Origin of the sequence: Pseudomonas laurylsulfativorans (assembly GCF_002906155.1) — a bacterium.
GTDB lineage: Bacteria > Pseudomonadota > Gammaproteobacteria > Pseudomonadales > Pseudomonadaceae > Aquipseudomonas > Aquipseudomonas laurylsulfativorans.
The window spans coordinates 21,733-45,011 of record NZ_MUJK01000013.1 but is presented as its reverse complement, the minus strand read 5'-3'; the positions used below and the strand labels follow the sequence as shown (position 1 = coordinate 45,011).

Below are 23,279 nucleotides of genomic sequence, written 5' to 3'. Positions count from 1 at the left end.
TTTTTCAACGTTCATGACGGGAGGAAAAGCCAATGCCGCAGGATATTTCGTTCAGTGTTCGCAACAACAACGGAGACGCCGTGCGGGTCGGTGCCTGGCGTTATGCAGGTGATGGCAGCGGGCCCAACGTGCACCTGCAAGCGGGCGTACATGCCGATGAAATCGCCGGGATGCTGGTCCTGCACCTGCTGATGCAACAGCTGCAAAACGCCGAGGTCCAGGGCCGGCTCAAGGGCAATGTGACCGTGGTGCCGCAGGCCAATCCGCTGGGCATCGGGCAGTTTCGCCAGGGGCGGATTCTCGGTCGCTATCACGACGCCACCGGGCATAACTTCAATCGCTCGTTCGACCAGTCGGCGGCCATGGAGCGACCTTCGACCTGCGTTCAGCAATGGCAAAAGAAACTGGTGCAACTGGCCGCCCCGGCCGATGTGATGCTCGACCTGCACACCGATGACGAGGCCTTGCCGTACCTCTACGTACACCGCCGTTTCTGGCCCCGTGGCCGCGAACTGGCGGCGGCGATGAAGATGGACGTGGCGATCATCTGGGACGACGGCGGCGATGGCTCCTTCGAGGAAACCATCATCGCCCCGTGGTTGCGTGAGGGCGTCACCGAGCACCGCATGGCGGCCACCCTGGAGCTGCGCGGGCAGGGCGATGTCAGTGACCGCTTTGCCGAGTCGGATGCCGAAGGGCTGTACAACTGGCTGTGCGGTTGCGGCGTCATCGATGAGTCAGTGGCACCTGCGGACTGGCCCGTCGAAGCCGTGGAAATGGGCCACATGGAAACCATCATCGCCCCGCAACCCGGCGTGCTGATCTTCGAAAAGGAGCTGGGGGATTTTGTCGAGGAAGGCCAGCGCTTTGCGCGAATCCTCAGGACCCCGGGCGATCCATCCTCCGAAGTGGTGCTGCATGCCGAGCAAGCGGGGCGCCTGGTGACGCGCTATCGCGATCGCCTGATCCCCCAGGGCATGGGCGTGGCGAAATTCACCGGCAGCCGGGTGTCGCGTAACTGGAGCGGCGGCTTGCTCGATCCGAACTAAGCCTCACACTCGGAGTAGCAGCGTCATGACATTTGTGGCGAGGGGGCTTGCCCCCGCTTTTCTTCAATCAGATTGTACAGGCAGGTTTTGCGACGGCTTCGCCGCCGAACGGGGGCAAGCCCCCTCGCCACAAGGGCGGTGTTAGCTACAGAGTTAGCGTCTGACAATGGTTCAGTGCGATGTATGTGTTGTTGCGCTAATTGAGCCTGCCGACATTTGTGGCGAGGGAGCTTGCTCCCGTTGGGCTGCGAAGCGGCCCCCGCTTTTCTGCAGTCAGAGAGTGCAGGCAGGTTTTGCGACGGCTTCGCCGCCGAGCGGGGGCAAGCCCCCTCGCCACAGATTCAGTGTTTATTCGGGCGGGTCGATTTGATCCAACACCCGATTCGCCGTGATCTGCGCCAACATCACACTGTTGGAAATCCCCAGCAAGGCATTGCGCGATCCGCCGTCCAGGTGATCCACCAACTGATGCACCATCACATCGACCGAGGCCAACGTCTCGACCAGATACACCATCAGGGTTTCGGTATCGACCTTGGGGTCGACGGTAAACAGCGAGCCAGGCGTGCGCGGTGTGGCTTTGATGTCGGCAGTCGAGGGGAAGGCGAGTGCGGGGTCGGCGGTCTCGTTTAGGGTTTCTGAATCGGTGTCCGGCGGGTTGGGGGTGACTTTGAACATGGCTGTCTCCGCTTCATGATTGAAGCTGCCACGTTCGTTTCCAGACGAAGAGGTGGCAGCTGTACGCAGGCTGGAAACCCGGGGAAACGGCAACCCGGTAGACCCGAAGGTCTCCCGCGCACAGCCGCCATAACGGAGTGCACACTTAAAAGCGCGCAAGCATGGTTATGAAGGGCGCAGTGGCGCCATTTTCATTTCGGGGTTTCCAGACCCGACCACTGATGGGCAGTGGCGCGAAAACGATAGAGACCAGGGGCTAGTCGCACAAGCCGGCGGATTTTGGCGTAACCGTAGGCAACGACGCAAGGTCTTGTAGCCCCCCGGAAATACCCTACAACCTTTTTAAACAAGCGCTCTTTCGGACATCAACAACCGAGTAACGCCTTTCGTGTATCGCCGTGTATCAGGGCGCTGCATCCGCATACAGCCATACAAAACCATCACTTCACGGATACAGCCCGGATACACCACTGGGGCCAAATAGACCTGCCAAAGCGAGATGCACAACGCACCTCGCCACCCTGTTTATCAACCCTTGTGGTACGACCAATAGTGGTCCAGCCACGTCATTGATCCGGAGTATCAACATGTCTCGTATCCAGTCGAACAAAACCCGTATTGGCCTGCTCGCTGTTGCACTGGTCGGCGGTATCAACTTCGCTTCTACCGCGTTTTCTGCCGAAGCCTTGCCTCAGGGCTATCAACTGGCTGCCGCGGAAAAGACCAGCGAAGGCAAGTGTGGTGAAGGCAAGTGCGGCGCCAGTGAAGCCAGCGCGCAAAAGACTCAGGCTGAAGGTAAATGCGGAGAGGGCAAATGCGGCGATGCGTCTTTCGCACGCACCGACGCCGACCATGACGGCCGCGTGTCGCTCAAAGAACTGCTGGCCGTAGCACCCAAGGGCACTGAGGAATTCAAGGCGATGGACGCCAACGGCGACGGTTTCCTGTCCGAGGGTGAGGTGTACAAGTTCCGCACTAACCAGTTCACCTCCAACGGCAAGAAAGTCCCAACCGAGCTGTTCACCAAGTTGAGCCAGGCTAAAGACTGATCGGCCGCCAACCAAAAACCCTTCCTGCGTTGACGCGCAGCAAGGGTTTTTTGCGTGGGCAGTGCGGGTTAGGTCGTCAGGCGCGACATTGCCTATGTTCGCTAGCGAACAGACTTCGCCCCGATGAATAACCCACACTCGTCGGTGGAATGCTGCGCCCGGCGGCGCAATGCCCCCGCACACCCAGCCTGGCGTAGAACCGCCTTCATTCCACATGCGATCTGCCCTGCGCGGGTCGTACGAAGGATTTCATGCAAAATATCCTGACTCGCACGCTGTCCAGCCTTTGGCGCTCACCGGCCATCTGGCTCAGGTGGAGTGCAGCGCAGCACAAGTTCGAGTACGAGCCCATCCTGCGTTCCGACCTGTTCAATGCACAGCAGATGGCAGACCACGGTATCGTACTGGCACGCCAACATGTGCTCGGGCGTCTTTCAAGAAAGGATGCCTTGCTGGGCCGCCTGACTGACAACCAACTGCTTCTGGAACGTAGTTGCGCAGCACTCAAGACCATACAACTGTCCAGTCGACGCGCCACCCCTGCGGCGGAATGGCTGCTGGACAACTTCTACCTCATCGAAGAAAACATCCGTACCGCCAGGACACACCTGCCCGACGGCTACAGTCGCGAGTTGCCACGCCTGGCCGAAGGCCCTTCGACCGGCCTGCCGCGGGTCTACGACATCGCCCTGGAAACCATTGCTCACGGCGATGGCCGGGTCGACGCGCCAAGCCTGGATTGTTTCATTGCCTCTTATCAGACCATCACGCCGCTGACCCTGGGCGAGCTATGGGCAATCCCGATCATGCTGCGCCTGGCGCTGATCGAGAACTTGCGGCGCGTGGCGTCCCGGGTCATGGCCAACCGGGATGACCGTAACCTCGCCGATGATTGGGCCGATCGATTGATCGAAATGGCCGAGCGCGACGCCAAGAGCGTGGTATTGACCGTTGCCGACATGGCGCGATCGGCACCGCCGATGACGCCTTCATTCGTTGCAGAACTGGCGCGCCGCCTGCACGGGCAAAGCGCCGCGCTGATATTGCCCATGGCGTGGATAGAACAAACGCTCGGTGAGTCTGGCCTTACTGTCGAACGCCTGGTGCAGATGGATGCCCAGCAGCAATCCGGTGACCAGGTGTCCATCAGCAACAGCATCGCCAGCCTGCGATTGCTGGCGGCGACCGACTGGCGCGAGTTCGTCGAACTGCTCAGCCATGTCGAACAGGAGTTGTGCACGGACCCGGCGGGTATCTACGCGAACATGGACTTTGCCACCCGCGATCGTTACCGCCATGTGGTCGAACGCCTCGCCCGGCATTGTGTGCATTCTGAAACCAAGGTGGCACAAGTCGCCATCGAACTGGCCAGCACCACACAGCCTACGGCCGGTGTAACCGGGCACGTGGGCTATTACCTGGTGGCTGACGGGTTGCTCAGCCTGGAGCAGGCGCTGCACGCCAGTGTGCCGCTGCTCAAACGATGGACGCGCCTGCTGCAGAGCGCCCCGTTGAAGTTCTACCTGTGCCCTGTACTGCTGCTGACACTGCTGTTGGCCTGGCCATTTCTCAGCAGCGCTTATCACAGTGGCACGCCAATCTGGTGCCTGGTCCTGCTCGCCGTGCCCGCGCTATTGATGACCAGCCGTCTGGCGATCGGGCTGGTCAACTGGCTGGTGACCCTCACGGTGGCCCCATCGCTACTGCCTCGCCTGGACTACAGCAAGGGCATACCGGCCGAAGCGCGCACGCTGGTGGCGGTGCCTACGATGTTTGCCAACGCTGGCGACATCGAGGCCCTGACGGAAGGCCTGGAAGTGCGATTCCTGGCCAATCGCGATGCCAACCTGCATTTTGCGCTGCTCAGTGACTTCATGGACGCCCCTGCCGAGGTGATGCCCGAGGATGCCGAATTGCTCGCACTGGCGCGCCAACTGATCGAGGCGCTCAACGACAAATATGCCGATGACCAGGTCGACCGGTTCTTCCTGCTGCACAGGCCCAGGCACTGGAGCTCTACGGAGCGGGTATGGATGGGGCATGAGCGCAAGCGTGGCAAACTCGCCGAGCTCAACGCATTGCTGCGTGACAAAGGACTGCCTGGTAAAGGAAAGCAGCGCTTTGCATTGATCGTCGGTGATGTCACGCCACTGAGTGCGGTGCGCTTCGTCATCACCCTGGACACCGATACCTTGCTGCCACGGGATGTCGCGCATCAGTGCATCGGTACCATGATGCACCCGCTGAACCATCCGGTATTCGATGAACAGAGCGGCAAGATCGTCAGCGGTTACGCCATCCTCCAGCCACGCGTGGGGATCAGCCTGCCCAGCACGGCACGCTCGACCTACGCCCGCCTGTTTGGCAGCGATGCGGGTATCGACCCCTATACCCGCGCCGTCTCCGATGTATATCAAGACCTGTTCCACAACGGTTCCTTCATCGGCAAGGGCATCTATGCCGTCGACGCCTTCGAACAGGCACTCGAAGGCTGCCTGCCCGACAACCGCATTCTCAGCCATGACTTGATCGAAGGGTGCTACGCCCGCTGCGGGCTGCTCAGCGATGTACAACTGTATGAGGAATACCCGTCTCGCTACAGCGCCGATGCCAAACGCCGACACCGCTGGATTCGCGGAGACTGGCAAGTGCTGTACTGGGCCTTGCCGTGGGCACCGAAACCCCAGGGAGGATTCGCGCCCAACCGTCTGAGCAACCTGGCCCGCTGGAAGATTTTTGACAATCTGCGCCGCAGCCTGGAGCCAGGGGCCTTCCTGGCCATGCTGGCATGGGGCTGGTTGGGTTCGAGCGAGGCCGTCTCCTGGACATTGGCAGTGCTCGGCCTGGTCTTTCTCCAACCGGTACTGCAGTCGGTACTGGCACTGGTTCAGAAGGCGGCCGATATTCCATGGGGGCAACACCTGAGCGCAGCATTGCGGACCTCGGGCCAGCATTTCATGCGAGCGCTGTTGTCGATTGTCTGGTTGCCCTCCGATGCGTTGTTGAGCTTCGATGCGATTGGCCGCTCACTGTGGCGCATGCTGGTCAGCAAGCGCCGCCTGCTGCAATGGCAACCTTCTCGTGAGGTGGAGCGCTCCAGTGGCAACGCGCTGTCCGGCATGTATAAAAGCATGTGGATTGCCCCTGCGCTGGCGCTGCTGCTATTCGCGGCACTGCTTCCCTCTCTTTATGTACTCGCACTGGCGGCACCCTTGCTGCTGGTGTGGCTGGCGAGCCCGGCGATTGCCTGGTGGATCAGCCTGCCGACAACCCCGGCGGGGTTTGACCCGTCAGCGCAAGACCTGCGATTCCTGCGCATGCTGTCACGCCAGACCTGGGCGTTCTTCGATCGCTATGTGGGCCCTGAGGACAACTGGTTGCCGCCGGACAACGTCCAGGAGATCCCCACGCCAGCCATTGCCCATCGGACCTCACCGACCAACATGGGCATGGCCTTGCTCTCTCACCTGGCGGCCCACGATTTCGGTTATCTGAGCAGCGGGCGCTTGCTCGAACGCATCACGGCAACGCTTGAAAGCATGGCCGGCCTTGAGCGTCATCATGGGCACTTCTACAACTGGTACGACACCGGGACACTGCAGCCACTGACGCCTCGGTATGTGTCCACCGTGGACAGCGGCAACCTGGCAGGCCTGTTGCTCACCCTGCGGCCGGGCCTGCTGGGGTTGGTCGACACGCCCCTGTTCGATCAACGCACCCTTGGCGGCCTGCGCGACACCCTCGATGTGCTGCAGCAGGCGCTGCAGGACGCGGACCTCGATGACGTTGCCGTGCTTGAACTGCGCGCGAAGGTGCAGGCGGCGATTGCCCACGACACCCCGGACAACCTCCTGCAGTTACTCGATCAGGCGCAGGCCTTGGCAATCGACACTCCGGCCACCTCTGCTGAAGAAGCACACTACTGGCTGCAGGCATTGCAGGCGCAGTGTGCGGATCTGCGGGCAGAGCGACTGCGCTTCGAGCTGCCGCAGGCACCCGCCCGGGCCAAGGCGCCGACATCGACACCGACACCGACACCGACACCCGCACTCAGCCTGCGGCAAATGGCAGAGCTCGATTGCACCCTGTGGCTGCCTGCCGATCAGGCGCAAGTGCAGGCGATACAACGCCTGGCTCGCGAACGGATCATCCACGTTGAGCACCTGGCCGAATTGTCCGCGTCACTGGCCAGCATGGACTTCACCTTCCTTTACGATGCCCAGCGTGACCTTTTCTCGATAGGCTACAACGCCGACGAACGCAGGCTGGACAACGGCTATTACGACCTGCTCGCTTCAGAGGTTCGCCTGACCAATTTCGTGGTCATCGCCCAGGGCCAGTTGCCGCAACAGGCCTGGTTCACCCTTGGACGCTTGCTCAGCAACAATCGCGGGGTGCCGGTACTGCTTTCCTGGTCCGGATCAATGTTCGAGTACCTCATGCCGAACCTGGTCATGCCCAGCTATGAAGGAACGCTGCTGGAGCAGACGTGCCGCGCGGCCGTCGCCTTGCAGATCGAGCATGGCAATCAGTTGGGCATCCCCTGGGGCGTGTCCGAGTCGGGTTACAACACACTGGACGCCCACTTCAATTATCAGTATCGGGCATTCGGTGTTTCAGGCCTTGGCCTCAAGCGCGGGTTGGCCGAGGATACCGTGATTGCGCCGTACGCCAGCGCCCTGGCGCTGATGGTCGAGCCGCAAGCGGCCTGCCGCAACCTGCAACGCCTGGCCGCTCAAGGGTCGGCCGGCCGCTATGGACTGTACGAAGCGGTCGACTACACCGAGGCACGTCTGCCACGCGGCCAGCGCTATGCGGTCGTGCGCTCGTTCATGGCACACCATCAGGGCATGAGCCTGCTGGCCTTGACCAGCCTGCTGCTGGACCGGCCCATGCAGCGTCGATTCGAGTCGATCCCGGCATTCCAGGCGACGGTCTTGCTGCTGCAGGAGCGCGTACCGAAAACCGCCGCGGCCTACCTGCATGCGACCCAGGCGCCTGCCACAGAGGAAAACGGACGCACGCAGGAAACCAGGCTTCGCGTATTCGCCGATCCCGGGCGCAAGCGTCCTGCCGTCCAGCTACTTTCCAACGGCCGTTACCACGTCATGCTCAGCAGTGCCGGCGGCGGTTACAGCCGCTGCAACGACATCGCCGTGACCCGCTGGCATGAAGACGCGACCCGCGACAACTGGGGCATGTTCTGCTACCTGCGCGATGTCAGCAGCGGCGTATTCTGGTCCTCGGCCCACCAGCCGACCCTGTACCGGCCAAAAAGCCATGAGGCGATTTTCAGCGATGCCCGGGCCGAGTTTCGTGTTCGCGAGCTCGACTTCGATACGCACACGGAGATCGTCGTGTCTCCCGAAGACGATATCGAACTGCGCAGGCTGCACATCACCAACCGCGGCCGCGTGCGTCGTAGCGTGGAGATCACCACCTACGCCGAGGTGGTCCTGGCGCCGGCAATCAGTGATGCCATTCACCCGGCCTTCAGCAACCTGTTCGTGCAGACCGAACTGTTGCCGGCGCTGCAGGCAATCGTCTGCACCCGCAGGCGGCGTTCCAGTGAGGAGGCAGTCCCCTGGATGTGCCACCTGCTGGCTGCCCATGGCGTGGACATCGACGCCATTTCCTACGAGACCGATCGAGCGCGATTCATCGGTCGAGGACGCAACGTTGCAGCACCGGCTGCGCTCGATGGCAATGTCCAGCAGTTGTCAGGAACCGCAGGTTCGGTGCTTGACCCGATCGTAGCCATCCGCTGCCGTATCACGCTGGAACCCGGGCAAACGGCGACCATCGACCTGGTGACCGGCATCGCGGACAGCCGTGAGGGCTGTCTGTACCTGATCAATAAATACCGCGACCGACACCTCGCCGATCGCGTCTTCGACCTGGCATGGACCCACAGTCAGGTGTTGCTGCGCCAACTGAACGTATCGCAGGAAGATGCCCGCCTGTTTGAACAGATGGCCGCTTCGATCATCTACGCCAATGCCTCGTTGCGCGCGGAAAATAGCGTATTGATGGCCAATCGACGTAATCAATCGAGCCTCTGGGGCCAGGCGATCTCCGGCGACCTGCCCATCGTTCTGCTGCAGATCTCCACCGTCGAGAACATCGAACTCGTGCACCAGATGGTCAAGGCCCATGCCTACTGGCGGCAGAAGGGGCTGGTGGTGGACCTGGTCATCTGGAACGAAGACCAGGCCGGCTATCGCCAGCAACTCCAGGACTTGATCATGGGGGTGGTCACGTCCGGCAGCGAAGCCTCGTTGATCGACCATCCCGGGGGCATTTTCGTGCGTCCTGCACAGCAGTTGTCGAACGAGGATCGGACGCTGATCCTGTCTGTGGCGCGCCTGGTACTGAACGAAGGCAATGGCGGCATTGCCGAGCAGGTTCATCGACGTCACGCCAGCCCGGTGTACCCGGCGTTAGTCCCCACACTCAAGCGCCAGGCAAAGGCGACCGCGGCCGCTAATCTGCCCGCTATCGAAGGCTTGCTCCTGGGCAACGCCTATGGCGGCTTCAGTGCCGATGGCAGCGAGTACGTCATGACCTTGCAGCCTGGCAGGCCGACGCCGGCGCCATGGGCCAACGTGTTGGCCAATCCGCATTTCGGCACGGTGATGTCCGAAAGTGGTGGCGCTTACACCTGGATGGAAAACGCTCACGAATTTCGCCTGAGCCCCTGGCATAACGACCCGCTCACCGACGCCAGCGGCGAGGCGATCTATGTGCGTGACGAAGAAACCGGGCATTTCTGGTCGGTGACGCCACAGCCTTGTCCCGGTACTGGTACGTACCGTACTCGGCACGGCTTCGGCTACAGCGTCTTCGAGCACGATGAAGACGGTATCCACACCGAGTTGTGGGTGTATGTGGCACTGGATGCTTCGATCAAATTCTCGCATTTGCAGATTCGCAATCGCTCAGGCCGCGCCCGACGTCTGTCGACGACCTGCTATGTCGAGTGGGTGCTGGGCGACTTGCGCAGCAAATCAGCGATGCATGTGGTGACGGAAGCCGACCCCAGCAGCGGCGCATTTTTCGCCAGGAACGCCTATTCGATCGAGTTTTGCGAACGGGTGGCGTTCCTCGATACCGATTCGACCGACACCAGCATCAGCGGCGATCGCAGTGAATTCATCGGCCGTAACGGCAGCCTCAAGGCGCCTGCCGGATTACAGCAGGCACGGCTGTCGGGTCGTACCGGGGGTGGCCTTGATCCCTGTGCGGCGATGCAGGTGGCCCTCGACCTCGACAACGGTGATGACCAGGACGTGGTTTTCCGGCTCGGTGCGGCCAAGGATACGGCGTCAGCCCTGCGCCTGGTTCAGCACTACCGGGGCCTGGGGGCGGCAACCGCGCAACTCGAGGCGGTACGCGAGCATTGGCGTTCGCAGCTGGGTGTGATTCAGGTCCAGACCCCCGACCCGAGCATCGATGTCATGGTCAATGGCTGGTTGATGTACCAGGTGATCGCCTGTCGCTTCCAGGCCCGCAGTGGCTACTATCAGTCCGGCGGGGCCATCGGCTTTCGCGATCAACTGCAAGACAGCATGGCGATGATCCATGCCGATCCCGCCAGCGTGCGTGGCCATTTGTTGCTGTGTGCAGCCCATCAATATGCCGAAGGCGACGTTCAACACTGGTGGCACCCGCCGCTCGATCGGGGGGTGCGCAGTGGCTGTTCGGACGATTATCTGTGGCTGGCGATGGCGACCAGCCACTATGTCAACGTCACCGCAGACCTCAGCGTGCTGAGCGAACCCGTAGGTTACCTTGAAGGCCGCCCGCTCAATGCCGGGGAGGAATCCTATTACGACCTACCGGGCAAATCGCACCTCGAAGAAAGCCTTTATCAGCATTGTGTGCGCGCCATCGAACACGGCCTGCAGCGCGGCAGCCACGGCCTGCCGTTGATGGGCACTGGCGACTGGAACGACGGGATGAACCGGGTCGGCCATCTGGGCCAGGGAGAAAGCGTGTGGTTGGGTTTCTTCGGCTTTGATGTTCTGAAGCGCTTTGCGATCACTGCCCAATTGCATGGCGACCCTGATTTCGCACAGCGTTGTACCCAGCACGCAGCCGAGCTGCAGGCCAGCCTGGAGGCGCATGCCTGGGACGGTTCATGGTATCGGCGCGCCTGGTTTGACGATGGCCAGGTACTGGGCTCGGCAAACAATGACGAATGCCGCATCGACTCGATCTCGCAAAGTTGGTCCGTACTGTCGGGTGCCGCCTCGCAAACCCGTCGCCGCACCGCCATGGCCTCATTCGAGCAGCACTTGGTGCGCCCCGACACAGGCGCGGTACTGCTGCTCGACCCGCCTTTCGACAGAGGCTCGCTTGAACCCGGCTATATCAAGGGCTATGTGCCGGGTGTACGGGAAAATGGCGGCCAGTACACCCATGCTGCGGTTTGGGCCGGCATGGCGTTCGCGGAGCTTGGCGACAACGTCAGGGCCTGGCGGTTGCTCAACATGATCAACCCCGCGGGCCATGAAGTCGCCAAGCGGATTGACACCTACAGGGTCGAGCCCTATGTCATGGCTGCCGACGTCTATGGAACGCCGCCGCATGCGGGCCGTGGGGGTTGGACCTGGTACACCGGGTCGGCCGGCTGGACGTACCGATTCATCGTGGAGTCATTGCTCGGATTGCAGCGTGTCGGGACTTCATTGCATATCGTACCGTTGCTTGCGCAGGGCTGGCCTGGCTACACGCTGCGCTACCGCTATGGGGTGACGAATTACCAGATCAATGTACGTCCGGGCACGACCACTTCGATCACGCTGGACGGTGAGCTGCTGGGCGATGACGCGCTGGAATTGCTCGATGACGGTCAAGAACATCAGGTCCTGGTGATATGCCAGGCAAAGGCGCTCCAACGAGAAACCCCAGGGTGGGACAGAACCGTCGAAGCCGATTTTGAGCGCTGAGAAACAGCGCTCTTGGCAGGCCTGGATTCAGACAGGAGAACTCGGGCCCTGGTGGTGCGGCTGCACGGTCTCACCCAGCTTGGTGTGTACCGGCTGGTTGGCAGACTGGCCAGGCTTGTAATGAAGGGGGACCGGCATGTTCTGTGGCTGCTTCGCAGTGGGCTTGCCGGGGCCCTGGCGAAGATTCGGGTCAATGTGCTTGCTCATGACAACCTCCAGTGTTTGGCGCTGCAGATGCAGCGTCGTGCTCTTGAGCATCGCAGATTGCCCGGATTGCTTCGGTGCGTTGCCCCGCATAGTGCGCTTTGGAGTAACCTGTCCCGATCAGGGTATTCGCCCTTGAACGGTGGCTGATATGTTTGCTGTACCCAAGCCACAACAGAACTACCTCCTGGCAGCGCTTCCCGCGCAAGCGCTGGAACGCCTGCTGCCCCACCTCGAACCGGTCGAACTGCCACTTGGCAAAGTGCTCTATGAGTCCGGCGGTGCTTTACGGCATGTCTACTTCCCCACCGACGCGATCGTGTCGTTGTTATATGTGATGGAGAACGGCGCCTCGGCCGAGATTTCAGTTGTCGGCAATGAAGGCCTGATCGGTGTTGCCGTGTTCATGGGCGGTGAAAGCACACCGAGCCGGGCCGTTGTGCAAAGTGCCGGGCATGCTTTGCGGTTACCCGGCCAGCAGCTCAAGGACGAGTTCAATCGCCACGAAGAGATGCTTCTGCTGATGCTGCGCTACACCCAGGCGTTGATCACACAAATGGCCCAGACTGCGGTGTGCAACCGGCACCACTCCATCGACCAGCAACTGTGCCGTTGGTTGCTGTTGTCGCTCGATCGCCTGCCAGGCAATGAACTGACCATGACCCAGGAATTGATCGCCAACATGCTGGGTGTACGCCGGGAAGGCGTGACCGATGCCGCCGGCAAGCTACAGCGCTTGGGGGTTATCGAATACAGTCGGGGACACATCAAGATCCTGGACAGGGCTCGGCTCGAGGAGCTGAGTTGCGAATGCTACGCCGTCGTTAGAAGAGAAACCGAACGATTGCTGCCGTACTTTCCATTGCGACGTGACTCATGAAGATGTCCGCAGGGCAGCTCTATGCCATTCCCTGTCACGCTTTGACCCAACGCTGCCGACTCCAGCTGCTCAATCCATCAACGGCAAACACCAGCAGCAACATGGCCAGGATCACCGTACTGGCCTGGGCCTCCTGGAACAGGCTGAGGCTGACATAGAGCATCTGCCCCAAACCGCCGGCACCAACGAAGCCGAGCACGCTGGCCATGCGGATGTTGTTTTCCCAGCGGTACAGGATGTACGCCAACAGCTGCGGAAACAGGTTGGGCAGGGTGCCGTAGCAGAAGGCCCAGACCACATTGCCGCCTTGCAAGCGGATGGCTTCGGCCGGTTGCGGCGGGGTGTTTTCCAGTGCTTCGGCGAACAATCGACCCAGCACCCCGGTGGTGTGCATCGCCAATGCCAGGGTCCCGGCGTTGGGGCCGAGTCCGGCGGCCAGCACCATCAGCGCGGCCCACACCAATTCGGGAATAGCGCGCAGGCCATTGAGCACAAGGCGCGACGCACTCTGCAATGGCCAACCGAAGCGCCCGGCTGCCGGCAGTGCCAGCACCAGGCCGAATACCGCAGCGAGCAGGGTGCCCAGGGCAGACATGGCCATGGTTTCCACGGCGCCACGGCCGATGGCTTGCAGATGGCCGGCGCTCAGGTCCGGGCTGAGAAAACGCAGCACATAGGCACCCATCTGCTGCAGGTTACCGCTGCCTGTCAGTTCGCCGAGATCGATGCCCAGATAGCTGAACGAAGTGACGACCGCGGCACCGATGCACAGGATCAGCAGCAGGTTGATCAGGCGATTCATGCGAACCTCCAGCGCAGCAAGCGGCTGATCTGGTCGGCGAACAGCACCAGGACGAAAAAGGTCAGCAACATGCTCGCCACTTCACCGCCGGCGAACATGCGCAACGACAAATCGATCTGCTGGCCCAGCCCGCCAGCGCCGACGAAGCCCATCACCACCGACGCACGGATGGCGCATTCCCAGCGATACACGGTGTACGACAGCAATTCCGCCGCGACATTGGGCAGGATGCCGTAGCAGAAGGCCGTCAACCGACCACTGCCGGCCTGTAGCAGTGCATGGGCCGGTCGCTGGTCGACCGACTCGAAGATCTCCGCATAGACCTTGCCCAGCATGCCGCTGTAGGTGATGGCAATGGCCAGCACCCCGGCCGTCGGGCCAAGGCCGACGGCGCGCACGAACAGCAAGGCCCAGACGATTTCCGGCACGCTGCGCAGGAAGATCAGCAAGCCGCGCACCGGCCAGCGCAACAGCCGGCCCAGGGCGCTCGGACGACCGCTGCGCGAAGCCGCCGACAGCGACAGCGCGCGGCTGGCCAGCAGACTGGCGGGCACGGCCAACAGCAAGGCCAGGGCCATGCCGGCAGTGGCGATGGCCAGTGTCTGCAGCGTGGCTTGCCAGAGCAACTGGAGGAATTCTTCGTCATGGGCCGGTGGCCAGAAGGCCGAGACAAAACGGCCCATCTCACTCTGGCTGTCGGCCTTGAGCAGCACACCCAGGTCCAGTTCGCTGAAATGGATGCCGGGCCACAGCAGGGCAAGCGCCAACAGACTGAGCAACAGGCGAGGCAGGGTGGCAGGGTCTCGTGTATCGCGCGTCAGCATCGGGGAATCTGCAGGCTCAAGGGCGCCACCGGAGCGGGTGGCGATTGCAGTTGCTCGTTGGCGTAGAGCTTGTCGAGCAATGCGTGGTCGACGTCGCCGGCGGGAAGGTCGAACAGGACCTGACCGTCACGCAAACCGATGATGCGCGAGAAGTGCGTCAGGGCCAGCTCCACGGCATGCAGGCTGGCGACCAGCGTCACGTTGCGTTCCCGGGCGTGGCGGCAGAGGATCGACAGCGTGTGCCCGGCCAGCACCGGGTCCATCGCCGACACCGGCTCATCGGCCAGCAGCACTTCGGGGGCCTGGTACAGCACCCGGGCAATGCCCACGCGCTGCAATTGACCGCCAGACAATTGCTGGCACTGGGCGAACAGCTTGTCACCCAGGTCCAGCTTGAGCAGTGCCGCCCGCGCGCCCGGCACATCCAGCGGATGCAACAGGCTCAGCAGGCTTTTGGCAAAACCCCACTGGCCCAGCTTTCCGGCCAGCACCGCCGTGACCACCCGTTGCCGCGGTGGCAGTGGCGGCGCCTGATGCACCAGGCCGATGCGTGCGCGCAGCTGCTGACGCCGACGCGGGCTCAGGTGCCAGGCTTGCTCGCCGAGCACTTCGACCGTGCCGCTGCCGGGGCGCAGGGCGGTCGCCAGCACGTTGAGCAGGCTCGACTTGCCGGCACCGGACGGGCCGATGATCGCCACTTGCTCACCGGCAGTGATGTGCAGATCGACCTCCTGCAACGCACGCACACCGTTGCCGTGGGTAAGGCTGACCCGGTTCAGATTCAAGGTCATTTCAGCAGATCGGCAGCGCGCGCGGCTTCCTCGATGCCCTTGTAGTTCTCAGGCTTGGTTTCGATGAAGCGGCTGGCGGCTTGCAGGTCCAGAATCGCCTTTTGCTCCGGGTTGGCCGGGTCGAGCGCAAGGAAGGCTGCCTTGATCTTGGCCGCGAGCGCCGGGTCGAGGGTGCCGCGCACGGTCCAGTTGTAGTCGAAGTAGGCCGGCGTGGTGGCGAAGACCTTGACCTTGTCGGTGTCGACCTTGCCGGCCTTGACCAGTTTTTCCCAGACGCTGGCATTGAGCACGCCGGCGTCCACTTTACCCGCCTGAACCCAGGCGACCGTGGCGTCGTGGGCGCCGGAGTAGCCGACCCGACTGAAGTAGGTTTCCGGCTTGATACCGTCCTGCAGCATGAAATAGCGCGGCATCAAACTGCCCGACGTCGACGACACCGAACCGAAGGCAAAGGACTTGCCCTTGAGGTCGGCCAACGACTTGATGGCCGGGTCGGCGGTGATGAATTTGCTGGTGAACTGCGCATCCTGCTCACGCTGTACCAATGGAATGGCATTGCCGGTTTTCAAGCGCGCCTGCACGAAGGTGAAGCCGCCCAGCCAGGCCATGTCGATGCGGTCGGTGGCCAACGCCTCGACCACCGCCGGGTAGTCGGACACCGGCACGAACTCGACCTTCATGCCCAGTTGCTTCTCCAGGTATTCGCCCAGTGGCTTGAACTTGCGCAGCAATTCGGTGGGGGCTTCGTCGGGAATGGCGCTGACCTTGAGGGTGTCGGCAGCCTGTGTCAGCAGGGCGGTAACGGATAGGGTCAGGCCGACGGCCAGGGCCAGGGTACGTTTGAGCATGGAAGTTCTCCGGTTCAATAGCGGAAAAATGTCGATGCGCCCCGCACACGCTAATTGCTGCACGACGCTTCGTGAGGGTAGACGAAAACGGCGCGATTATAGGGACTCCTGTTTGCCAGACCAACAAAACCTGTAGGAGCGAGCTTGCTCGCGATGCACGTGAACGATGACGCGTGCAAGCTGGAAAAAATACGGTTTCCTTTACACTTTTCGCCGAAAAACCGTAGCAGAAGGCGATTGATTCTCCATTTCCTACGCGCATCTCGGAAACATCCCATTTACGTTTATTTCCCCTGCGTTAACCCTGTGCGCCGCACATTGTCATGCCCTGACGGGCGGGGTTAATCAGCAGCGACGACCTTATCCGTTGGGACGCCAGTAGAAAGGGAAATCAAGATATGGCTACGGGGTATTACATTGGTCCAGGTGACAAAACCACCTGTGGTGGCGAGGTTCTGGAGGGGGACCACAGTTTCAGCTTGTTCGGCCTCACCCATGCTCGCGAAGGTGACCTTGTCAGTTGCGGAAAAAATAAAAAGACCTACCAGATCCTGGGTGGGGTTTCTCACGTCACCACTGATGGCAGGCGGGTGGCCGGTACACTCGACAGTCTCAGTGGGTGTCCGTGTGAAGCCCAACTGATTCCCTCGAACTTCGAGGGCAGTTATGTCAACGAACCTTCCGCACCGCCCGCTGCCAGGAAACCCGTCCAACCGGCCACACCAACTTCCTCCCATCATCCGGTCGCGCCTCGCCAATCCGGGTTTACTTCGGCACCAAAGGCTGCCACACCAACCTTCAGCGAACGGCCGGGAACAGCCTGCGAAAACCTCTGGCGCGGCTATCAGCAACGGGTCGAAAACGTCGTGGCACCGGGCGGCAAGCTGATAACCGACCCGAAAGCACGCAACAAGGCGATCAACGCCGCGTACGCCCAGTTGTGGCGCTTCGATCAGCGTTTTCAGTGGGCCGGGCTGGCGGCGTTTGCTTCCAAGCAAGTCGGCTGCGGCCTGCTGCATGCGGCGGACTCGGTCGACAAGATGCAAGCTGAAGAGGAGGCGATGCAGCAGTTGAGGGAAAGCTCCCGAAAAGGGCTGGCTGGATTGCTCAGCCCCAGTGAGCGGGAAAAGCGAGCGACGATTCGCGAGTTTGAACAGCGCCAACGCGACTACGAACAGGCCAACCGTGACAACCCGGTGTGGGGTTTTACCCATTGGGGGGTCGACAGTGCGTTGCCCCTTGCGCAACAGATGTACCGGTTTGTGCACGAGATGCTGGCCATGGGTAATACCACGCTGTTCCTGGATGTTTATCCGTTGCATGTGTTTTATGCGGAACGTGGGCTGGCGGCGTTGAAGGCTTGTCTGCCTTCACGGAAGAACATCTATGGCACTGGTGAGCATCCGGTGTTGTGGCCGGTGGGGCAGGAAAAGCTGAGGTTCGGGACTAACCATGAGGAGATTCTTCTGGCCTTCGAGGCGATTGACGCTGGCAACATTGCAAAAAGTGTTGAGCACCTTGCCAAGCACGAACAGGTCAATATCCTGCAACCGGCGATGTACGACGACAGTGGTCTGAAATGGTTGCTGCGCGGCAACCATGCCTCCTACGTCACCAATATTCCCTCCGGAGCTGCTCAAGCCATCGAACTGACCCTGGTCAGCCAGTGCCGTCCCGTCGAGGACGGGCGCACCATTGGGTTTGGCAACAATCCCTTTGCCAACCTGGCTGACGTCGAGCGGCGCATGGCCTTCGTGCTCAAGGCGGCAGCACGGTTTGATGATCTGCTGCATAGCGACCAGCGCGAACAGATTGTGCAGTCGATTCGGGAGATTGCCGTCGGTGGTGGCGTGCGATGAGTCTTCTGCATCGTGTGGGCTGGTGCCGCTGCTTATTGATGCTGGCAGTCGCGGCCCTCCTGACAGCAGCGGCGATTCAGGTCCTGTCGGATGAACCGGAAATCGCCCTGTTAATTGGCGAGCCTTACGAAGACATGCGCCAGCGCTCCAGCGCAAGCATTGATCCCGCTATATCGGGCCACTCCTGGTTCAGTATTCCGAAATCCGATGCACGCCTGCGTTTCATTGATCCCGCGTACGGTTTTGTTACCCCACCGGCCCGTTTTCTAACGGTGATGTACGATGATGATCGGATCCACGGTGTCCGCATGTCCCCACAAATCGAGCCACTACTGCTCGACAACACCCTCAAGGTCGTGCTGGATTTGCAAGACCAATTGCGTGCAACCGGCTGGACTCCGATCCGAATCGAGGAAGATCCACCATTCGCCGACACGCCAGAATGGCGGGCCCAGTTGCGCGACGTGAACAAGGGCGGCACCTCCTACTGGCATGCGCAAGACAAATATCAAGTGATGCTGGTGGTTCATCGCTTCAAGGACAAAAAACGTCCCACGGAAGAGCGCTACCTCATCACGCTGGCACTGGCTACGCCATGGACGAACCCTTGACCCTGCAGGCGAAATTGCTCCGAGCGGTGTTCTGACGAAAGCGGAGTGTCAGTTTGCTTCGTTGCCGACTGATCCACCGCCATCGCGAGCAAGCCCCCCCAGGTTTTGTGGTGTCCCACAATCCAGGTGAATTACATCCTTGCCAACGCCTGCGCCAGATCCGCCCGCAAATCCTCCACATCCTCGACCCCCACCGACAACCGCACCAACCCGTCACCAATCCCCAGTTCCGCGCGGGTATCGGGTGGGATGGTGGCGTGGGTCATGATCGCCGGGTGTTCGATCAGGCTTTCCACGCCGCCGAGGCTCTCGGCCAGGGCGAAGATCTGCACGTTCTCGAGGAAGCGTTTGGCGCCGGCCAGGTCGCTGTTGAGGTCGAGGGAGATCATCCCGCCGAAACCGCGCATTTGCCGCTGGGCCAGTTCGTGCTGCGGGTGCGAGGGCAGGCCGGGGTAGTAGACCCGTGAGACTTGAGGTTGGCGCTCCAGCCACTGCGCCAGTTCCAGCGCGTTGCTGCAATGGCGCTCCATGCGCAGGGCCAGGGTCTTTACCCCGCGCAGGGTGAGGAAGGCATCGAACGGGCCGGCGATGGCGCCGACGGCGTTTTGCAAAAAGCCCAGGCGCTCGGCCAGTTCAGCGTTCTGTCCGACCACGGCGATGCCGCCGATCACGTCGGAGTGGCCGTTGAGGTACTTGGTGGTCGAGTGCAGCACGATGTCGAAACCCAGTTCCAGCGGGCGCTGGATCCACGGGCTGGCGAAGGTGTTGTCGGCCACGCAGATGATGCCGCGGGCGCGGCAGGTGCGGGCGATGGCGGCCAGGTCCGTGAGGCGCAGCAGCGGGTTGCTCGGGGTCTCGACCATGACCATGCGGGTGTCGTCTTGCAGGGAGGCCTCGAACGCCGCCAGGTCGGTCAGGTCGACGAAGCTGAAGCGGTGCCCGGCGCTGCGCTGGCGCACCTTGTCGAACAGGCGGAAGGTGCCGCCGTACAGGTCATTGCCAGAGACAATGTGCGAACCGGCGTCGAGCAGTTCCAACACCGTGGAAATGGTCGCCAGCCCCGAGGCGAACGAGAAGCCCCGGGTGCCGCCTTCGAGATCGGCCACGCAGCGCTCCAGGGCAAAGCGCGTCGGGTTGTGCGAGCGCCCGTAGTCGAAGCCCTTGTGTACGCCGGGGCTCTGTTGCAGGTAGGTGGAGTTGGCGTAGATCGGCGGCATCAGCGCCCCGGTGGTCGGGTCCGGCACTTGCCCGGCATGGATCACCCGGGTGGCGAAGCCCTGTGGCGGGGCGTTTGTGTCCTGTTGACTCATGGCAGGGATCTCCGCAAATGGTTGAGCATGTCGGTTCGGGTAATCAGGCCGTGGAAGCCCGAGGCATCCTGAATGATCGCCACCAGGCCACGGCCCAGCTCTGCCTCCAGTTCAGCCAGCGTGGCGTCGGGGGACAGGGTTTGCAGTTTGTCGGTCATGGCGCTGGATACGGTCTTGCGAAAGTGCGCAACGTCTTCATGCACGCCCAGCAGGATGTCGGACTCGTCGATCACGCCGACCAGTTGCTGCCCCTTTACCAGCACTGGCAGTTGCGAGACATCCGCCAGGCGCATGCGCTGGAAAGCGGTGAGCAGGGTGTCGTCGGGGCCGACGCTGATCACCCGGCCATCCTCGAAACGTCGCGCGATCAGGTCGCGCAGGTCGCCGTAGTGCTTGCGTTGCAAAAGGCCCTGATCGTTCATCCACTGGTCGTTGTAGACCTTCGACAGGTAGCGTGTCCCGGTGTCGCAGACGAAGCTGACCACCCGTTTTGGCTCGGTCTGTTCGCGGCAGTAACGCAGGGCGGCGGCCAGCAGGGTGCCGGTCGACGAGCCGCCGAGAATGCCTTCGGCGCGCAGCAACTGGCGGGCGTGGTCGAAGCTTTCTTCATCGCTGATCGAATAGGCGTGGCGCACGCTGGACAGGTCGGCGATCGACGGAATGAAGTCTTCGCCGATGCCTTCCACCGCCCAGGAACCGGGGGTGGGGAGGGTGCCGCTGCGACTGTACTCGGCCATTACCGAGCCGACCGGGTCGGCCAGGACCATTTCCAGGTCTGGCTGCACGCGTTTGAAGAAGCGGGTCAGGCCGGTGAGGGTGCCGGCCGAACCGACACCGACGACGATCGCGTCCACATCATGCTGGGTCTGTGCCCAGATCTCCGGCGCGGTGCTGCATTCGTGGGCCAACGGGTTGGCCGGGTTGTTGAACTGGTCGGCGAAGAACGCATCGGGAATTTCTGCCGCCAGCCGCGCGGCGACGTCCTGGTAATACTCGGGATGACCCTTGCCGACGTCGGAGCGGGTGATGTGCACCTCGGCGCCCATGGCCTTGAGGTGCAAGACCTTCTCGGTGGACATCTTGTCCGGTACCACCAGCACCACCCGATAGCCCTTGGCACGGCCGACCAGGGCCAGGCCCAGGCCAGTGTTGCCGGCGGTGGCTTCGACGATGGTGCCACCGGGTTTGAGGCGGCCATCGCGTTCGGCGGCATCGATCATCGCCAGGCCGATACGGTCCTTGATCGAACCGCCGGGGTTCTGTGATTCGAGTTTGAGAAACAGCGTGCACGGGCCGGTATCGAACCGGCTGACGCGCACCAACGGTGTATTGCCGATCAGTTCGAGCACGGCAGGGCGGGAATTGGTAAGCATGTCGTCACTTCCTTGCGCTAATTCGCACTGGGTGGACAGCGGCCTGCAATGTGCCATCAGGCGTCAATCACAGGCATTGCATCGCTAGGACCATAGGCCGGGATCCGGCCACCCGCAACCTCCCACAGCCGATCGGTCGGCTCGACGCTTTTTCCTCGCCAGCAACCACAAAAAACATAATTTCGCTAATCCCCGGCTCCGAACAGAATGCGGCCAACACCCTGACACCGATAGCCGTAGCAGAAGAACAACAGTGATCAGAATCGAGGCGGCAGCCATGACCGACCTGAATCAAACCACCTTTCAGAAGTGCACAGCCATGACAGTTGATAAAACCGAAATTGATACGCTTGTTGTTGGCGCCGGCCAGGCCGGCGTGGCCATGAGTGAACACTTGAGCAAACTCGGTGTGCCCCACCTCGTTTTGGAGCGCAATCGTATCGCCGAAGCCTGGCGCACCGGCCGCTGGGATTCGCTGGTGGCTAACGGTCCGGCTTGGCACGACCGTTTCCCGGGCCTGGAATTCGACGGCCTGGACCCGGATGCCTTCGCCGGGAAAGAGCAGGTGGCTCAGTACTTCGAAGCGTATGCCCGCAAATTCAATGCGCCGATCCGCACCGGCGTGGAAGTGAAAAAAGTTGAACGCAATGCCGATCGTCCGGGTTTCACCGTTGAAACCTCCGATGGCGTGATCGAGGCCCGCCATGTGGTGGTCGCCACCGGCCCGTTCCAGCGTCCGGCCATTCCGCCGATTGCTCCCGAAATCGACGGCATCACCCAGATTCACTCCGCCCACTACTACAACCCGCAGCAACTGGCCGAAGGCGCCGTGCTGGTGGTTGGGGCAGGTTCTTCGGGCGTGCAGATCGCCGATGAACTGCAGCGCTCCGGCAAACAGGTCTACCTGTCGGTCGGCGCCCACGACCGTCCGCCGCGTGCCTATCGCAACCGTGATTTCTGCTGGTGGCTGGGGGTGCTCGGCGAGTGGGATGCCGAAGCCATGCAACCGGGCAAGGAGCACGTGACCATCGCCGTGAGCGGTGCCCGTGGCGGTCACACCGTGGACTTCCGTCGCCTGGCCCATCAGGGCATGACCCTGGTCGGCCTGACCCAGGCGTTCAACGGTGCCGTGGTGAGCTTCGAAAACAACCTCGCCGACAACATCCAGCGTGGCGATGAAAACTACCTCGCGCTGCTCGACAAGGCCGACGCCTATATCGAACGCAACGGCCTGGACCTGCCGCTGGAACCCGAAGCTCGCGCCATGCTGGCCGATCCGGACTGCGTGACCAACCCGATCCGTGAGCTCGACCTGGTCAAGGCCGGCGTCTCCACGATCATCTGGGCTACCGGTTACTCCACCGATTACAGCTGGCTGAAGGTCGATGCCTTCAAGGACAACGGCAAGCCGCAGCACCAGCGCGGCGTATCGGCCGAGCCGGGCGTGTATTTCGTGGGGCTGCCTTGGCAGTCCCGTCGCGGCTCAGCGTTCATCTGGGGCGTGTGGCACGACGCCAAGCACATCGCCGATCACATCGTTAAACAACACACCTATTTCAACTATCGGGATGCCACCCAGCGTCAAGCCGACGCCGCCCGTGCGCCCCTTCAGAAAGCCAGCCTCATGGGAGTTCGTTAATGCCTACTCATACCCGCATCCGCATGTTCAACACCAAAGACACTTACCCGAACCAGACGCTCGACAACGACCTGTGCCAGGCCGTTCGCGCCGGCAACACCGTGTATGTGCGTGGTCAGGTCGGCACCGATTTCAACGGCCAACTGGTGGGCCTCGGTGATCCGCGTGCCCAGGCCGAACAGGCCATGCGCAACGTCAAGCAATTGCTGGAAGAGGCGGGCAGCGACCTGAGCCACATCGTCAAGACCACCACTTACCTGATCGACCCGCGCTATCGCGAGCCGGTGTACCAGGAAGTCGGCAAATGGCTCAAGGGTGTGTTCCCGATCTCCACCGGCCTTGTGGTCAGCGCCCTCGGCCAGCCGCAGTGGCTGATGGAAATCGACGTGATTGCCGTTATCCCCGAATAAG

At 61.8% G+C, this 23,279-nt stretch carries 15 protein-coding genes; 8 read left to right on the top strand and 7 right to left on the bottom strand.

All coding sequences use genetic code 11. From position 1 onward, the window contains the following. Positions 1-32 precede the first annotated feature (32 nt). On the top strand, positions 33-1,049 hold the full coding sequence (locus B0D71_RS26825; RefSeq protein WP_103397404.1) for a M14 family zinc carboxypeptidase: 1,017 nt from the start codon (positions 33-35) through the stop codon (positions 1,047-1,049). Positions 1,050-1,397: 348 nt separating this feature from the next. Here the strand turns inward: B0D71_RS26825 and B0D71_RS26820 are convergent, their stop codons facing one another. Then, positions 1,398-1,727 carry a DUF6124 family protein gene (locus tag B0D71_RS26820; protein ID WP_103397403.1) on the bottom strand — a complete coding sequence of 110 codons (330 nt, stop codon included), beginning with the start codon at positions 1,725-1,727 and terminating at the stop codon, positions 1,398-1,400. A 587-nt stretch (positions 1,728-2,314) separates the two neighbouring features. Here B0D71_RS26820 and B0D71_RS26815 point away from each other — a divergent pair. The 3 genes from B0D71_RS26815 (at position 2,315) to B0D71_RS26800 (ending at position 12,811) form a co-directional block, all read left to right on the top strand. Beyond that, positions 2,315-2,776 (top strand): HvfA family oxazolone/thioamide-modified RiPP metallophore, encoded by a 462-nt coding sequence (locus B0D71_RS26815; RefSeq protein WP_103397402.1) that lies wholly within the window; start codon positions 2,315-2,317, stop codon positions 2,774-2,776. 251 nt (positions 2,777-3,027) lie between these two features. Beyond that, a complete protein-coding gene (locus B0D71_RS26810; RefSeq protein ID WP_103397401.1) occupies positions 3,028-11,727 on the top strand; it encodes a glycoside hydrolase family 94 protein in 8,700 nt (2,899 codons plus the stop codon). Positions 11,728-12,082: 355 nt separating this feature from the next. Continuing rightward, a complete protein-coding gene (locus B0D71_RS26800; RefSeq protein WP_103397400.1) occupies positions 12,083-12,811 on the top strand; it encodes a Crp/Fnr family transcriptional regulator in 729 nt (242 codons plus the stop codon). Between the two features lie 34 nt (positions 12,812-12,845). Here B0D71_RS26800 and phnE read toward each other — a convergent pair whose 3' ends face one another. Genes phnE through B0D71_RS26780 form a run of 4 tightly spaced genes read right to left on the bottom strand, consistent with a single transcriptional unit; the run spans position 12,846 to position 16,076 of the window. Further along, the gene (gene phnE, locus B0D71_RS26795; protein ID WP_103397399.1) at positions 12,846-13,613 is read right to left on the bottom strand and encodes a phosphonate ABC transporter, permease protein PhnE; all 768 of its coding nucleotides are present in this window, start codon (positions 13,611-13,613) and stop codon (positions 12,846-12,848) included. Beyond that, positions 13,610-14,437 carry a PhnE/PtxC family ABC transporter permease gene (locus B0D71_RS26790; RefSeq protein WP_103397398.1) on the bottom strand — a complete coding sequence of 276 codons (828 nt, stop codon included), beginning with the start codon at positions 14,435-14,437 and terminating at the stop codon, positions 13,610-13,612. Before B0D71_RS26790 ends, phnE begins: the two co-directional genes overlap by 4 nt. After that, on the bottom strand, positions 14,431-15,228 hold the full coding sequence (locus tag B0D71_RS26785; RefSeq protein ID WP_103397397.1) for a phosphonate ABC transporter ATP-binding protein: 798 nt from the start codon (positions 15,226-15,228) through the stop codon (positions 14,431-14,433). The genes B0D71_RS26790 and B0D71_RS26785 overlap by 7 nt, the downstream gene beginning before the upstream one ends. Continuing rightward, a complete protein-coding gene (locus B0D71_RS26780) occupies positions 15,225-16,076 on the bottom strand; it encodes a putative selenate ABC transporter substrate-binding protein (RefSeq protein ID WP_103397396.1) in 852 nt (283 codons plus the stop codon). Before B0D71_RS26780 ends, B0D71_RS26785 begins: the two co-directional genes overlap by 4 nt. 398 nt (positions 16,077-16,474) lie before the next feature. Between B0D71_RS26780 and B0D71_RS26775 the strand changes: the two genes are divergently transcribed. Beyond that, positions 16,475-17,935, top strand: a complete 1,461-nt coding sequence (locus B0D71_RS26775; protein ID WP_103397395.1) for a PAAR domain-containing protein — start codon at positions 16,475-16,477, stop codon at positions 17,933-17,935. Next, on the top strand, positions 17,932-18,546 hold the full coding sequence (locus B0D71_RS26770) for a hypothetical protein (RefSeq protein WP_103397394.1): 615 nt from the start codon (positions 17,932-17,934) through the stop codon (positions 18,544-18,546). The genes B0D71_RS26775 and B0D71_RS26770 overlap by 4 nt, the downstream gene beginning before the upstream one ends. 131 nt (positions 18,547-18,677) lie before the next feature. On the opposite strand, the gene B0D71_RS26765 is transcribed toward B0D71_RS26770, so the two are convergent. Together B0D71_RS26765 and B0D71_RS26760 are read right to left on the bottom strand one after the other, a co-directional pair. Continuing rightward, positions 18,678-19,856: a trans-sulfuration enzyme family protein gene (locus B0D71_RS26765; RefSeq protein ID WP_103397393.1), complete on the bottom strand. Its 1,179-nt coding sequence runs from the start codon at positions 19,854-19,856 to the stop codon at positions 18,678-18,680. Then, entirely contained in the window at positions 19,853-21,229 is a 1,377-nt protein-coding gene (locus tag B0D71_RS26760; RefSeq protein ID WP_103397392.1) for a pyridoxal-phosphate dependent enzyme, read from the bottom strand. Before B0D71_RS26760 ends, B0D71_RS26765 begins: the two co-directional genes overlap by 4 nt. 277 nt (positions 21,230-21,506) lie before the next feature. Between B0D71_RS26760 and B0D71_RS26755 the strand changes: the two genes are divergently transcribed. Beyond that, a complete protein-coding gene (locus B0D71_RS26755; RefSeq protein WP_205886050.1) occupies positions 21,507-22,868 on the top strand; it encodes a flavin-containing monooxygenase in 1,362 nt (453 codons plus the stop codon). After that, entirely contained in the window at positions 22,868-23,278 is a 411-nt protein-coding gene (locus B0D71_RS26750) for a RidA family protein (RefSeq protein WP_003201555.1), read from the top strand. Before B0D71_RS26755 ends, B0D71_RS26750 begins: the two co-directional genes overlap by 1 nt. Position 23,279 lies beyond the last annotated feature (1 nt).